This window comes from Rodentibacter sp. JRC1 (genome assembly GCF_020521555.1).
Taxonomy (GTDB): domain Bacteria; phylum Pseudomonadota; class Gammaproteobacteria; order Enterobacterales; family Pasteurellaceae; genus Rodentibacter; species Rodentibacter abscessus.
The window spans coordinates 535,336-549,572 of sequence record NZ_BPWA01000001.1; the positions used below are offsets into that span (position 1 = coordinate 535,336).

The 14,237-nt window shown below is 41.3% G+C and carries 13 protein-coding genes and 1 tRNA gene; 4 read left to right on the forward strand and 10 right to left on the reverse strand.

Going from position 1 to position 14,237, the window contains the following annotated elements:
• Positions 1–360: 360 nt before the first annotated feature.
• The 5 genes from HEMROJRC1_RS02380 to HEMROJRC1_RS02400 all read right to left on the reverse strand — a co-directional run bounded on the left by HEMROJRC1_RS02380 (position 361) and on the right by HEMROJRC1_RS02400 (position 3,902).
• Positions 361–446, reverse strand: a tRNA-Leu gene (locus HEMROJRC1_RS02380).
• 21 nt (positions 447–467) lie between these two features.
• On the reverse strand, positions 468–809 hold the full coding sequence (secG, locus tag HEMROJRC1_RS02385; protein ID WP_226691453.1) for a preprotein translocase subunit SecG: 342 nt from the start codon (positions 807–809) through the stop codon (positions 468–470).
• Positions 810–919: 110 nt separating this feature from the next.
• Positions 920–2,884 carry a DNA topoisomerase III gene (locus tag HEMROJRC1_RS02390; RefSeq protein ID WP_226691454.1) on the reverse strand — a complete coding sequence of 655 codons (1,965 nt, stop codon included), beginning with the start codon at positions 2,882–2,884 and terminating at the stop codon, positions 920–922.
• 18 nt (positions 2,885–2,902) lie between these two features.
• Positions 2,903–3,505 (reverse strand): recombination mediator RecR, encoded by a 603-nt coding sequence (gene recR, locus HEMROJRC1_RS02395; protein ID WP_226691455.1) that lies wholly within the window; start codon positions 3,503–3,505, stop codon positions 2,903–2,905.
• A gap of 67 nt (positions 3,506–3,572) precedes the next feature.
• Positions 3,573–3,902 (reverse strand): YbaB/EbfC family nucleoid-associated protein, encoded by a 330-nt coding sequence (locus HEMROJRC1_RS02400; protein WP_226691456.1) that lies wholly within the window; start codon positions 3,900–3,902, stop codon positions 3,573–3,575.
• A 116-nt stretch (positions 3,903–4,018) separates the two neighbouring features.
• Between HEMROJRC1_RS02400 and HEMROJRC1_RS02405 the strand changes: the two genes are divergently transcribed.
• Complete coding sequence (locus HEMROJRC1_RS02405) at positions 4,019–5,113, forward strand: metallophosphoesterase (protein ID WP_226692912.1); 1,095 nt, start codon at positions 4,019–4,021, stop codon at positions 5,111–5,113.
• 46 nt (positions 5,114–5,159) lie between these two features.
• Here the strand turns inward: HEMROJRC1_RS02405 and arcC are convergent, their stop codons facing one another.
• Both arcC and HEMROJRC1_RS02415 read right to left on the reverse strand, forming a co-directional pair.
• Positions 5,160–6,104, reverse strand: a complete 945-nt coding sequence (gene arcC / locus HEMROJRC1_RS02410) for a carbamate kinase (protein ID WP_226691457.1) — start codon at positions 6,102–6,104, stop codon at positions 5,160–5,162.
• A gap of 65 nt (positions 6,105–6,169) precedes the next feature.
• On the reverse strand, positions 6,170–7,174 hold the full coding sequence (locus HEMROJRC1_RS02415) for an ornithine carbamoyltransferase (RefSeq protein WP_226691458.1): 1,005 nt from the start codon (positions 7,172–7,174) through the stop codon (positions 6,170–6,172).
• A 202-nt stretch (positions 7,175–7,376) separates the two neighbouring features.
• Here HEMROJRC1_RS02415 and HEMROJRC1_RS10875 point away from each other — a divergent pair, with 202 nt between their 5' ends.
• Complete coding sequence (locus HEMROJRC1_RS10875; protein WP_255618251.1) at positions 7,377–7,505, forward strand: hypothetical protein; 129 nt, start codon at positions 7,377–7,379, stop codon at positions 7,503–7,505.
• A gap of 44 nt (positions 7,506–7,549) precedes the next feature.
• On the opposite strand, the gene HEMROJRC1_RS02420 is transcribed toward HEMROJRC1_RS10875, so the two are convergent.
• The 3 genes from HEMROJRC1_RS02420 to epmA form a co-directional block, all read right to left on the reverse strand.
• Positions 7,550–8,917 carry an L-serine ammonia-lyase gene (locus HEMROJRC1_RS02420; RefSeq protein WP_226691459.1) on the reverse strand — a complete coding sequence of 456 codons (1,368 nt, stop codon included), beginning with the start codon at positions 8,915–8,917 and terminating at the stop codon, positions 7,550–7,552.
• A 33-nt stretch (positions 8,918–8,950) separates the two neighbouring features.
• Complete coding sequence (locus HEMROJRC1_RS02425; RefSeq protein ID WP_226691460.1) at positions 8,951–10,180, reverse strand: HAAAP family serine/threonine permease; 1,230 nt, start codon at positions 10,178–10,180, stop codon at positions 8,951–8,953.
• A gap of 220 nt (positions 10,181–10,400) precedes the next feature.
• A complete protein-coding gene (gene epmA / locus HEMROJRC1_RS02430) occupies positions 10,401–11,384 on the reverse strand; it encodes an elongation factor P--(R)-beta-lysine ligase (protein WP_226691461.1) in 984 nt (327 codons plus the stop codon).
• A gap of 288 nt (positions 11,385–11,672) precedes the next feature.
• Between epmA and frdA the strand changes: the two genes are divergently transcribed.
• The gene (gene frdA / locus HEMROJRC1_RS02435; RefSeq protein WP_226691462.1) at positions 11,673–13,472 is read left to right on the forward strand and encodes a fumarate reductase (quinol) flavoprotein subunit; all 1,800 of its coding nucleotides are present in this window, start codon (positions 11,673–11,675) and stop codon (positions 13,470–13,472) included.
• Positions 13,465–14,235, forward strand: a complete 771-nt coding sequence (locus tag HEMROJRC1_RS02440) for a succinate dehydrogenase/fumarate reductase iron-sulfur subunit (RefSeq protein ID WP_226691463.1) — start codon at positions 13,465–13,467, stop codon at positions 14,233–14,235. Before frdA ends, HEMROJRC1_RS02440 begins: the two co-directional genes overlap by 8 nt.
• Positions 14,236–14,237 lie beyond the last annotated feature (2 nt).

Here is a 14,237-nt window from a genome sequence, read left to right on the forward strand (position 1 = left end):
AACCTAAAATTTTAACCGTCCTATAAAAAGTAAAAAGACTATTTCCAATATAATTATCGGTAATAGTCTTTTTTATCTGTTCTTCACTATTGAAAATCAATGTCGCCAATAATAGCTTATCTTGCCGACCTAAATCATAAACCGGAGTGTCCCCTATCTTTGGAAAACATTTGACGTAAATTTGATTATACAGAAGAATGAGCAAGTCAAAACAACTGATCTCCAAATACAATTTACAAAAAATTATTTCAGTAACTTTTTTTAAATAAAAAATTTATTTTATAAGTATATAATTTATTGAGAATGAAACTATTTTTTTGAAAAGAAAAACCCAATGCGTAAACATCGGGTTCTGTTATTTGGTGCTCTGGGCGAGACTTGAACTCGCACGACCTTCGGTCACTACCCCCTCAAGATAGCGTGTCTACCAATTCCACCACCAGAGCGTTAATTCATTAATTATCTTACTATTGCGGGATATCGCTATTTTTGTTATCTGCTACAGGGGCAACCTGTTGTTGCTGGATTTCTTCCGCCGCTTGAGATAAATCATCAAACGCACCTTTTTCAACGTTATTACGATGAGAATTCATATTACCTAATACAAGTGCGATAACAAAAAAAATCGTCGCTAAAATTGCGCTTGTGCGGGTTAAAAAATTACCTGCACCGGCTGAGCCGAACATTGTGCCTGATGCGCCACCGCCAAAAGATGCACCGGCATTCGCACCTTTACCTTGCTGAACGAGAATGAATCCGATTAAGGCAATCGCAACAACAACGTAAATAAATAAAAGAATTTGATACATTTTTTCTACTCTAAATTGCGAATCACGCAAGAAAACTGGGGACGGATATTATAAGTTTTTCACCATTTCCGCAAGTTTTTTTTCTTATTTGTTATTCAACTGTATCAACTTTAATCAACTGCACTTTTAGGCGAGAATTCTTTTGTTTTTTTGACCGCACTTTTACGTGGTTTCGTTGTTGTTTTTGAAGCTCGGTTCACTTGGCTTAATTGACGTAGTGCCTTGAAATCAACAAAACGTACCAAATCCGGTAGCATTTGATTCAATCCGTACATAAACTGTTGGTAAGTTGTCTTTTTTTGGCTAATGTCTGTGAGCTGAGCCTCCCAATGTGCGGTCATATCGGGTTGAGTAGCAATTTCAGGCAATGCTTGAATCAAAATTCGCCCGGTTTCCGTACTATGGATATTACGTCCTTTTTTAGTGAGAAAGCCACGTTTAAAAAGCAATTCGATAATACCGGCACGAGTAGCTTCCGTCCCAAGCCCATCAGTTTCACGCAGAATTTTTTTCAATTCTTTATCTTGCACAAAACGGGCAATTCCCGTCATAGCGGAAAGCAATGTCGCATCGGTAAAAGGTTTCGGCGGTTGTGTTTTTTTACTCACCACTTCCCCACGTTCGCAATGAAGAATTTGTCCTTTCTTTACGATCGGCAAAAGCGGTTCTTGGTTCTCCGTGTCATCTTCTTTCCCTAACAAAGCTTTCCAACCTGCCGTCTGCAAATTGCGCGCTTGTGCGATAAAAGTTCCGCCAGCGATCTTCAGTGTAATTTTACTTTTACGATATTCCGCCTCAGGACAAAACTGCATTAAATATTGACGTGCGATTAAGCCATAAATATTGCGCTCATCATTGGTTAAATCCACGGCTCGATTTTTAGCTGTCGGAATAATTGCGTGATGCGCTTCTACTTTTTTATCATTCCAACTGCGATTCCGTTGATTGACATTCACCACATTCGGTAAGGTTTGATAAGCCTCGCAATGTACGGAAATAGCATTTAATACATTATGGCGTTCGGCAAAGTGTTCTTCCGGCAAATAGCGACAATCCGATCGAGGATAGGTGATCAAACGGTGCGTTTCGTATAAACGTTGGCAAGTATCCAGTACGGCTTGTGCCGACATGCCAAAACGCTTCGCCGCATCAATTTGTAAAGCAGATAATGAATAGGGCAAAGGCGCAGTCTCTTTCTCACGAACGTCTTTGTAATCCGTCACTTCCGCCGGCTGCCCCGTGATGCGTTTTACGACATTTTCTGCCAAACCTTTGGAGAGGATTCTTCCATCATCGTCTTGATAATCTTCGCAAGCCTTACTTGGCTGCCATAATGCACTAAAAAGTGCGGTCGGTTTTTCATTTGTTTTTTCGGTTTGATGTTCAGGATTAATCCACGCCAAGACTTCAAAAAAATCTTTTGGTTGAAAATGTTCAATATCCAAATCACGACGTACAATGAGTCCCAACACCGGCGTTTGCACCCGCCCCACAGAAAGTACGCCGTCATAGCCTGCTTGTCGCCCTCGAATAGTATAGGCTCTGGTCATATTGATGCCGTAAAGCCAATCGGCACGCGCACGTGCTAGTGCAGAAGTGGCAAGAGGAATAAAATGACGATTCGGTTGTAATTTTTTAACGGCTTTTTCCACCGCACTCGGGTTGAGATCACTAATGAGACAACGTTGAATTTGATCCCGTTTTTCCGCACTCAAATTCACATAGCTAAACACTTCATCCACCAGCAATTGCCCTTCGCGATCCGGGTCGCCGGCATTCACTAATTCATCGGCTTGATGAATTAGTTTTTCCACCACGAAAAGTTGTTTTTTTACTTCTTTTCGTGGCAAAAGCTGCCATTTTTCAGGAATTATCGGTAAATGTTCCAAGCGCCATTGTTTAAATTTAGGATCGTAAGCATCCGGTTCGGCTTGTTCGAGCAAATGCCCCACACACCAAGTAACGACATCTTTATCGCCGCATTTGATAAATCCCTCACCACGCAGATGGGGTTTTGGCAATACATCGGCAATGGCGCGAGCCAAGCTTGGTTTTTCCGCGATAAATAAGCGCATAGGAATACTAAGAAAAAATTAGTCGAGCTGACGACGTCCAAGGAAAGAATGGGTCAATGTCGTACCGTCCACCGTTTCAAGTTCCCCCCCCACAGGAATGCCGTGTGCAATACGGCTTACTTTGATATTGTGCAGGCGACAAATTTCCGCAATATAATTTGCCGTTGCATCACCTTCCACAGTGGGATTGGTGGCAAGAATGACCTCGTGAAAAGATTCTTCAACCAAACGTTTTTGCAATAAATCAAGGCCGATTTCACGAGGTCCAATACCATCAAGCGGCGATAAATGCCCCATCAAGACAAAATAACGTCCGGAAAATTGACCGGTTTGTTCAATAGCTTGAATATCTGCCGGCATTTCCACCACACAAAGCAAACCGGAATTTTGACGGCGTGGATTGTTGCAAATATTACAAACCTCTTCCTCAGTAAAATCGCGACATTGTGAGCAATGTCCTATTTTAGACATCGCTTCCGTAAGTGCACGTGCCAAATTCATTCCGCCGCTACGATTGCGTTGCAGAAGATGATATGCCATACGCTGCGCTGATTTCGGACCTACACCCGGTAAACAACGGAGATTTTCAATAAGATGTTCTAAAAGTGGACTGCTTTGCATAATGAAAACGATGGGGAAAATATGAAATGAACAGTGTGTGAATGCTACCACTCACACATCCTATAAATTAAAACGGAAACTTCATTCCGGGAGGCAACGGCATACCGGCGGTTACTGATGCCATTTTTTCCTTTTGTAATTCTTCAGCACGGCGTACGGCATCATTAAATGCAGCGGCAATTAAATCTTCCAACATTTCTTTATCGTCTTCCATTAAAGAGGGATCAATGTCGATACGGCGACAGTTGTGCGCCCCATTAATCGTAACTTTTACCAACCCCGCTCCCGATTCACCGGTTACTTCAAGTTGTGCGATTTCTTCCTGCATTTTTTGCATTTTTTCTTGCATTTGTTGCGCTTGTTTCATCAAGCCGCCCAAACCGCCTTTTCCAAACATAATATTATCCTTATCAAGTCAAAAAATCGGGTGCATTCTAGCGAAAAAATTTGCCTTTGGAAACAGAGAAATTTATTATTCGCCCTTTTGAACAAAACCGCAAAACGACTTATTTTATGGAAACACGCTACTACATCATCTTCGCCTCCGTGATTATCGGCTTGCAATTATTCATCTTTATTTTTAACCGCACTTTGTATTGGTTATTCGCAGAAAAAATATCTTCACGCAACAAAAAATACTTAGCATTACTCACCTTTGGTATCCCTAATCTCCTTTGGTTGGTTCAAGCGTTACAACTTTTCGCAACGGCACGTGTAATCGCCTTTGTTTTAGCTTTATTGCTATTTTCCGCTTTTATAAGTTTTGGAATTGCAACTATCCATTTTTTCTTTAGAAGAACCAAATTCATTGCCCAAATTGACCGCACTTTACGCCTCGCCTATCCTTTTTTATTATCGGGGTTAATTGGCTTAAGCGTTTATAACGCCTACACACCGAAGGTAACGCATTACGATATTACTTTTAATAAGCCGATGAAATCCCTACGCATCGGCGTGGCAAGTGATCTGCATTTGGGTAAATTCTTTGGTGGAAAAGAGCTGGATAAACTTGCACAAATTATGAATGAACAAAAAGTCGATCTGATTTTACTCCCCGGCGATATTATGGATGATAACGTCAATGCCTATTTAGCGGAAAATATGCGCCCTCACTTAGAAAAATTGCGTGCGCCTCTCGGTGTTTACGCAACACTGGGAAACCACGATTTCTTTGGCTATCAAAATGAAATCACAGAAGAAATTCACAGAGCGGGAATTTTTGTTCTCAAAGATCAAATCGCTACCATCAATAATGAGCTTGTTCTAATCGGTCGAAATGATGATTTGGATAAATCCCGTCCGACTACGGCGGAATTATTAAAACAGGCTGATTTGAATTTACCGATTATCGTATTGGATCATCGTCCGTCAGAAGTCGAAATTCATTCGTCATTGCCTTTTGATTTGCAAGTTTCAGGGCATACCCATAAAGGGCAAATTTTTCCTGCTAATTTTATTACCGCCTTAACTTATCGAATTGATTACGGTTTGGAAAAAATCGGCAATCCGTATTTTATGGTAACTTCCGGCTACGGATTTTGGGGAATCCCAATGCGCTTAGGCTCACAATCCGAAATAGTAATTATTGATGTGAAAGGAAATCAATAAAAAAGTGCGGTTAAAAATGGGGATGTTTTTATCCCCATTTTATCATCTAGTAAAATTCAACACCTTCAATAGAACGGGTAACACGCGTGCCGGCTTCACCTTTTACGATACGTTCAATATCGTTTAATGAGCCGATAACGGCATCTTTACCGGTGGCGTTCACAAAATTGATAACCGCTTTCACTTTCGGAGCCATTGAACCCGGAGCAAATTCGCAGGCTAGGGCTTCTAACGCCGCCGGATTCGCTTTTGCAATTCGTTTTTGATCCGGTTTGTTGAAGTTTACACAGGCTGCCGGTACGTCTGTTGCAATAATAAACAAATCCGCCTCCAATTCTTGAGAAATCACCGCAGTGCATAAATCTTTATCTACCACAGCCTCAACGCCTTGCAATTCACCTTGAGCGTTGTAATAGCTAGGAATGCCACCGCCGCCGCCACAAACTACAATATTGCCGTTCATTAATAAGGCTTTCACCGAATCAATCCCTGTTACGCCTTTTGGTAACGGGCTTGATACGGCACGGCGATAATATTGCCCGTCTTGCATAACCGTCCAACCTTTTTCGGCAGCCAGTTTTTCCGCTTCTTCTTTAGCATAAACCTGACCGATCGGTTTACTTGGTTTTTCAAATGCAGGATCACTAGGATCAACAATCACTTGGTTTAATACGGTGATGGTCGGCGTTTTCGGCACTAAATTAGTGAGTTCTTGTTGCAACATGTAACCTATCATTCCAACTGTTTGTGAAACCAACACATCTAAAGGATAAGGCTCGATATTAGGATCTTGCACATAATAAGCCGCGTGTTGTAATGCCAATAACCCCACTTGCGGTCCGTTTCCGTGTGAAATGACTAATTCATTCTCCTGCTTAATCTTTGCCAACTGTTCCGCTGCAATACGAATATTTGCAGATTGGTTTTGAGCCGTCATTGGCTCTCCTCTTTTTAACAAGGCGTTTCCGCCAAGAGCTACCACAATTCTCATTTTCGTTCCTCTTATTTCCGACAAAAAAATAGCACCGCAATATTGGCGATGCTATCCTTAACTACCTATGCAAGACTTGCGACCATCACAGCCTTAATCGTATGCATTCTATTTTCGGCTTGTTCGAATGCAACATTGGCAGGTGATTCAAACACCTCTTCCGTTACCTCAATACCATTGGCGAGTTGCGGATATTTTTCAGCAATTTCTTTACCCACTTTCGTCTCGGTGTTGTGAAACGCCGGTAAGCAGTGCATAAACTTCACTTTTGGGTTACCGGTACGTTTCATCAATTCCGATGTTACTTGATAAGGCATTAACAACTCAATACGATCCGCCCACGTTTCTAAAGGTTCTCCCATTGATACCCATACATCCGTATGAACAAAATCAACACCTTTTACTGCCGTGTCAATATCTTCCGTAACAGTGAGACGTGCACCGGATTGTTCAGCAAACGCTTGACACATTTTCACCAATGAATCTTCCGGTAACAGTGCCTTCGGTGCGCAAATACGCACGTCCATTCCCAATTTTGCACCGATTAACAATAACGAATTCCCCATATTGTTACGTGCATCACCAATATACACGTAGCTGATTTGACTTAACGGTTTTTCACAATTTTCAATCATTGTGAGCACATCAGCCAGCATCTGGGTTGGGTGAAATTCGTCGGTTAAACCGTTAAATACCGGTACACCTGCATATTGTGCCAGTTCATTGACGATAGATTGTTTAAAACCGCGGTATTCAATGGCATCATACATTCTGCCAAGAACACGCGCGGTATCTTTCATCGATTCTTTATGCCCGATTTGGGAAGAAACCGGATCAATATAGGTAACATGTGCACCTTGATCATAAGCGGCAACTTCAAAAGCACATCGGGTACGGGTTGACGTTTTCTCAAAAATAAGGGCAATGTTTTTACCGGTCAGACGAGGCTGTTCTGTTCCTGCATATTTTGCTCTTTTCAAATCTCTAGCAAGATCCAATAAAAAACGAATTTCACGTTCGGTATGATTGACTAAACTGAGTAAATGTCTATTTTTAAGATTAAACGCCATGCTTGCTCCTTACTGTGTTGCATAAATATGCAAATATTCTAGCAAAGTATTCAATTGCATTCAATCCGGTGAAGAAAGAAATTTTGATAAGAAAAAGTGCGGTCAAAAAATTCATTATTATGTAGCAGTTGCACAAATATTGTTAAATAACGATTTTGTAGAGCGGATAAATTTTGCCCATCAATTCAAAAAAGGAGTTTCAATGGTGGGCAACAACGACATAATGGTGAAAAAATTAAAAGAAGTTCACGATGTCTCACCGCAGCAAATCTATTGGCACGGACGAACAATTGCAGGAACAGCATTAAAAAGCAAAATAATTTTAATGTGAGAAGAGAATTAGGACGCCAATTATGACGCCTATTATTACTATTATTAAGAACAAACCACTTTCACCGCCAAACCGCCTTGCGAGGTTTCACGATATTTCGCATTCATATCTTTGCCGGTTTCATACATGGTTTCAATAACTTTGTCGAGAGTAACACGAGGGTTAGTGGTTCGGCGCAATGCCATACGTGAAGCATTAATGGCTTTTACCGAAGCAATGGCATTACGCTCAATACAAGGCACTTGCACTTGTCCGCCTACAGGATCACAGGTTAATCCAAGATTATGTTCCATCGCAATTTCGGCAGCGATACACACTTGCATTGGGTTACCACCGAGAATTTCCGCCAACCCTGCCGCTGCCATTGAACAGGCTACACCGACCTCTCCCTGACAACCAACTTCCGCACCGGAAATAGAGGCATTCATTTTATAAAGCGATCCAATCATACCTGCCGCCAACAAATACCGTTCAACGATTTCCTGTGTTAAAGGAGAAATAAATTTGTCGTAATAAGAAAGCACGGCAGGAATAATACCACACGCCCCGTTAGTCGGCGCGGTAACGACACGCCCACCGGCTGCATTTTCTTCATTGACGGCAAGTGCGTACATATTCACCCAATCAATCACTTTCATCGGATCATTTGACAAATTCGTATTGGCTTGCAACATTCGATACAAAGAAGCGGCACGACGTGATACACGCAAAGGTCCCGGTAAAATTCCTTCTGTGTGCAAACCATGATCGATACAATCTTGCATCGTTTTCCACACGTTCTCTAAATGAGCCTTAACCGCTTCTTTACCATGCAGAGCAATCTCATTTTCAAGCATTACGGTGGAAAGCATTAGCCCGTTTTCACTACAATGGTGCAAAATATCTTCCGCATTTTTATAAGGATAAGGCACTTCAATGTTAAGCTTTTCCTCTTCCCCAAAATGTGCTTCATCAACAATAAAGCCACCACCGATAGAATAATAAGTTTGGCGATAAAGCTCCGTGCGGTTTACATCTAATGCGGTGACGGTCATACCATTTTCATGTAACTTCAAAAAAGTGCGGTGGAAAATAAGATTGTTTTCAAAATTAAATTTCACCGTTTTTCTACCTTGATCAATAGCCAGTTCTGCGGTTTCCTTCACTTTTTCGATAAAACCCGGAATCAGATCAATATCCACGTTATGAGGCAAATACCCTGCTAATCCCATAATGATGGCGATATCCGTATTATGTCCTCTCCCTGTCATAGAAAGCGAACCGTATACATCTACATGAATTTCGGCAACCTGTTCAAACTGACCTCGCTCGATCAGATCATCCACAAATTGTTTGCCGGCTTTCATCGGCCCAACAGTATGGGAACTGGAAGGCCCGATTCCCACTTTAAACATATCAAATACGCTAATCATATATTTCTCTCAATAGGCTAAATTAAAAACCGCCTATAATAATCCATATATTACTGCAGAGATAGCGATTAATCCCATTACCGTAACAAATACATTGCTGAAGCGACCTTGGTAACGTTTCATAGCCGGTATTTTACGGATAGCGTACATTGGCATAATAAATAAAATCATAGCAATGATCGGGCCTCCTAAGGATTCGATCAAACCAAGGATACTCGGGTTAATAATTGCGACGCCCCACAAGGTTAATAAAAAGAACAATGCCGTACCATAATTTAATTTTTTACGATCTACGGCTTCCCCTTTCATTTTCACGTAAAGCCCTTCCAATCCTTCACGTGCGCCCATGTAATGGCCAAAGAAAGAACTCGTAATCGCCAAGAAAGCCACTAAAGGACCAAAGTAAGAGATGTAAGGATTATCAAATTTATTCGCTAAGAATGACAAAATACTGATATTTTGTTCTTTTGCAGCAAGTAATTCTTCCGGTGTTAATGTCAATACGCAGCTGAACACAAAGAACATTACAAAGAAAAGTAAAATCGCCGAAGTACCTTTTTCTGTTTGCCCGATATGACGTTCGGTGTGTTCAAATTCTTTGTATTCACGATATTGTGAACAAGTAAAAGAGGAAATTGCCGGTGAATGGTTAAAGGAAAAAACCAATACGGGAATCGTTACCCATAATGTGGTGATAAAACCACTTGCTGTCGGAAATTCATTTAGCATTGAACCATTCCATTCCGGAATGAGATAAATTGACATTGCAAATAAAATAAAGACCAAAGGATACACAAGCCATTCCGTAATTTTCAACATCACTTTTTCATTGAAAAGCATGACGGAAATCAATACTGCAATAAGAATGAAAGAAAGCAATGCACGGTTTGGAGATGCCATACCAAGTTGATTTACAATAAAAGAATCAACCGTGTTGGTAATGCCGTTTCCATAAATCAATAGAATCGGGAAAATCGCAAAGAAATAGAGTAACGTAATCAATTTACCTGCCGTCTTGCCGAAATGTTCTTCCACAACTTCGGTAATATCACTACCCGGTTTTTTAGAGGAAAGCACGAAATAAGCTAAACCACGGTGAGCAAAATAGGTCATAGGGCCTACAAGTATCGCCATCACCACTAACGGCCAAAAACCGCCCATACCGGCATTAATTGGTAAAAATAATACGCCCGCTCCAACTGCCGTACCAAATAAATTAAGCATCCAAACGGCATCAAATTTATTCAATTTTGTATTTTTCATAACGAAAATCCTAAAATAAGTAATAGATTAAATATCAATCAGTCAGGTAATCACCTGATAAATTTGGCGCGAATGATATGCTTGAAGAGGCATAATTTCAAAGAGGTATTTTTAGAAATGTGATCTATATAACATTTTGTACTATTTAATTGCATAAATATTTATCTAGATCAAAGTGCGGTCAAAAAACACCTTATTTTCTGACCGCACTTTTAGACGATTAGGCATTTTCGATGGAAAAGGAAATAACTTCTTTAATGCTTGAGGCATTCAATGCAATCATAATCAAACGATCTACACCTAACGCCACGCCCGATGTATTTGGAATCCCTGCCTGTAATGCTGCAAGGAAGCGTTTATCAATATCCTGAATCGGCAAACCGACCCTTTCACGTTGACGATTATCTTGTTCAAAACGTCGCTCTTGTTCACGTGCATCAGTGAGTTCATGGAAACCATTGGCAAGTTCCAACCCTTTATAATAAAACTCAAAGCGTTCTGCAACGCGTTGATCTTCCGGGCTTAATTGCGCAAGTGCCGCTTGGGAAGAGGGGAAATGATAAATCGCCACAGGCGCATCTTGCCCGATTTGCGGTTCAACGACTTCACTAAATAAAAATTGCAACAAGGTGTCCCGATCTTCATCTTCTTTTGCCATAAAATGATATTTATGAGCGGCTTCCACCAATTCTTTACGCTCTGCAGAAAGCGGATCAAGCCCCACGTATTCTTGAAAGGCAAATTGATAACTCATACTCTCCGCCGGTTTACAATCCAAAACTTGTTGTAATAAATCATCCACTTCGTTAATCAAACGATACATATCAAAGTGCGGTCGATACCATTCCAGCATCGTAAATTCCGGATTATGGCGATTACCGGCTTCTTCATTGCGAAATACTTTACTAATTTGGAAAATCGGTCCGCTGCCCGCTGCCAATAACCGTTTCATATGATATTCAGGACTGGTTGAAAGCCACAAGGTTTTTGATAGTTCGTTAAGGGGAGCGACAAATTCCGTGTTGAAAGTTGAAAGATGAAGATCCGTTACACCGAATTCACTTAAAACCGGCGTTTCAACTTCAAGCAAACCACGATCCGTAAAAAAACGGCGAATTTCAGCAATAATCTTTGCTCTTTCAAGTAAATTTTCGATGGAAGCGGTAGGCTGCCAAGTAGGAATTTCAAAAGTAAGTGCGGTCATTTTTCTCTTTATTTTTTAGGCTGAACTATTCTTAATCTCCGCATTGTAAACGAGCCAATTTTTCAACTCAACTTCCCAGTAAATAATAGCCGAACATTTGAGCTAAATAATAACTTATCTCATTTGATTTACTTGGACAAATTAACTTTTTTGAGGTAGATCACAAAATTGCAAATTTCTCCTAAATTCCCCTCAAAAAAAGGTTATTAATTTGTAAAAAAATGGCACAATGCTGCCACCAGCCCCTTTCGGGGTTATTATTTTACTTTCTATTAATCGGAGGATATCGTGCAAACAGTTAATGTCGATATTGCAATTGTTGGTGCCGGCGGTGGCGGTTTACGTGCAGCGATTGCCGCAGCAGAAGCAAATCCTAACTTAAAAATTGCGTTAGTTTCAAAGGTGTACCCAATGCGCAGCCACACAGTGGCGGCAGAAGGTGGGGCGGCAGCCGTTATCAAAGAGGAAGACTCTTATGATAAACACTTCCAAGATACCGTTGCCGGCGGTGACTGGCTATGTGAACAAGATGTAGTGGAATATTTTGTTCAACATTCCCCGGTAGAAATGACCCAACTTGAACGTTGGGGTTGTCCTTGGAGTCGTAAAGCCGATGGCGATGTGAATGTGCGCCGTTTCGGTGGTATGAAAATCGAACGTACTTGGTTTGCTGCGGATAAAACCGGTTTCCATTTATTACATACGCTTTTCCAAACTTCAATCCAATACCCTCAGATCCAACGCTTTGATGAGCATTTCGTACTAGATATTTTAGTCGATGACGGCCATGCACGCGGTATGGTTGCAATGAATATGATGGAAGGAACGCTTGTTCAAATTAATGCAAATGCCGTTGTCATTGCAACAGGTGGCGGTTGTCGTGCGTTTAAATTTAATACCAACGGCGGTATCGTAACAGGTGACGGTTTATCAATGGCGTATCGCCACGGCGTACCGTTGCGTGATATGGAATTTGTTCAATATCACCCTACCGGCTTACCAAATACCGGTATTTTGATGACGGAAGGTTGTCGTGGTGAAGGCGGTATCTTAGTTAATAAAGACGGCTATCGTTACCTTCAAGATTATGGCCTAGGTCCTGAAACGCCAATCGGCAAACCGGAAAACAAGTATATGGAACTTGGTCCGCGTGATAAAGTTTCTCAAGCATTCTGGCAAGAGTGGAAAAAAGGCAATACCTTAAAAACAGCAAAAGGCGTTGATGTGGTTCATCTTGATTTACGTCATTTGGGTGAAAAATATTTACACGAACGTCTTCCGTTTATTTGCGAATTAGCAAGTGCTTATGAAGGTGTAAACCCGGTAAATGAGCCGATCCCTGTACGTCCTGTCGTTCACTACACTATGGGTGGTATTGAGGTGGACTTCAACAGCGAAACACGTATTAAAGGTTTATTCGCTGTGGGTGAATGTGCCTCCTCTGGTTTACACGGAGCAAACCGTTTAGGTTCTAACTCTTTGGCGGAGCTTGTTGTGCTTGGTCGTGTAGCGGGTGAATATGCGGCACAACGTGCGGTTGAAGCACAACCGGCTAACCAAACTGCCGTTGATGCGCAAGCAAAAGACATTGTCGCCCGTTTAGAAGCCCTTCAAAAACAAGAAGGTAATGAATCTTGGTCTGAAATTCGTGATGAAATGGGGACGGTAATGGAAGAAGGTTGCGGTATTTACCGTGACCAAGCAAGTATGCAAAAAGCCGTTGATAAAATTGCGGAATTAAAAGAACGTTATAAGCGCATTCGTGTGGCGGATAACTCAAGCGTATTTAATACTGATGTACTTTACACCGTAGAATTAGGTTACATTCTTGATGTTGCACAATCTATTGCAAACTCAGCAATCGAACGTAAAGAATCTCGCGGTGCACACCAACGCTTAGACTACACTGAACGTGATGATGTAAATTACTTAAAACACACCCTTGCTTTCTACAATGAGAATGGCGCACCGCGCATTGAATATAGTCCGGTGAAAATCACTAAATCTCAACCTGCAAAACGTGTTTACGGTGCGGAAGCAGAAGCTCAAGAAGCTGCTGCAAAAGCTAAGGAGCAAGCAAATGGCTAATTCACCAGTAATGAATGTGGAAGTATTACGCTACAATCCAGAAAGCGATCAAGAGCCACATTTAAGCACTTACCAAGTGCCTTATGACAACCAAACATCCCTACTTGATGCGTTAGGTTATATTAAAGATAAACTTGAACCTTCCCTTTCTTACCGTTGGTCATGCCGTATGGCGATCTGCGGTTCTTGTGGGATGATGGTAAATAACAAACCTAAATTGGCTTGTAAAACGTTCTTACGTGATTACAGCGGGCATATGCGAATTGAACCGTTGGCAAATTTCCCGATTGAACGTGACTTAGTGGTTGATTTAAGCCATTTCATCGAAAGTTTAGAAGCGATCAAGCCTTATATTATTGGTAATGAAGCACCTGCGTTAGATGGTAAACCGCATCCATCGGCAGAACTTGCCAAAAGCCGTACTAAACAAACACCGGCGCAACTTGAGAAATATCGTACTTTCTCAATGTGTATTAACTGCGGATTATGTTATGCCGCTTGCCCACAATTCGGTTTAAATCCTGAGTTCTTAGGTCCTGCTGCGATTACGATGGCTCACCGTTATAACCTTGATAACCGTGACCACGGTAAAGCGAAACGTATGCCATTATTAAACGGAAAAAATGGTGTATGGAGCTGTACTTTCGTGGGGTATTGTTCTGAAGTTTGTCCAAAACATGTGGATCCAGCTTCAGCAATTAACCAAGGCAAAGTGGAAAGTGCCAAAGATTATGTTATCTCTATGCTCAAACCAAAAGGCTAAGG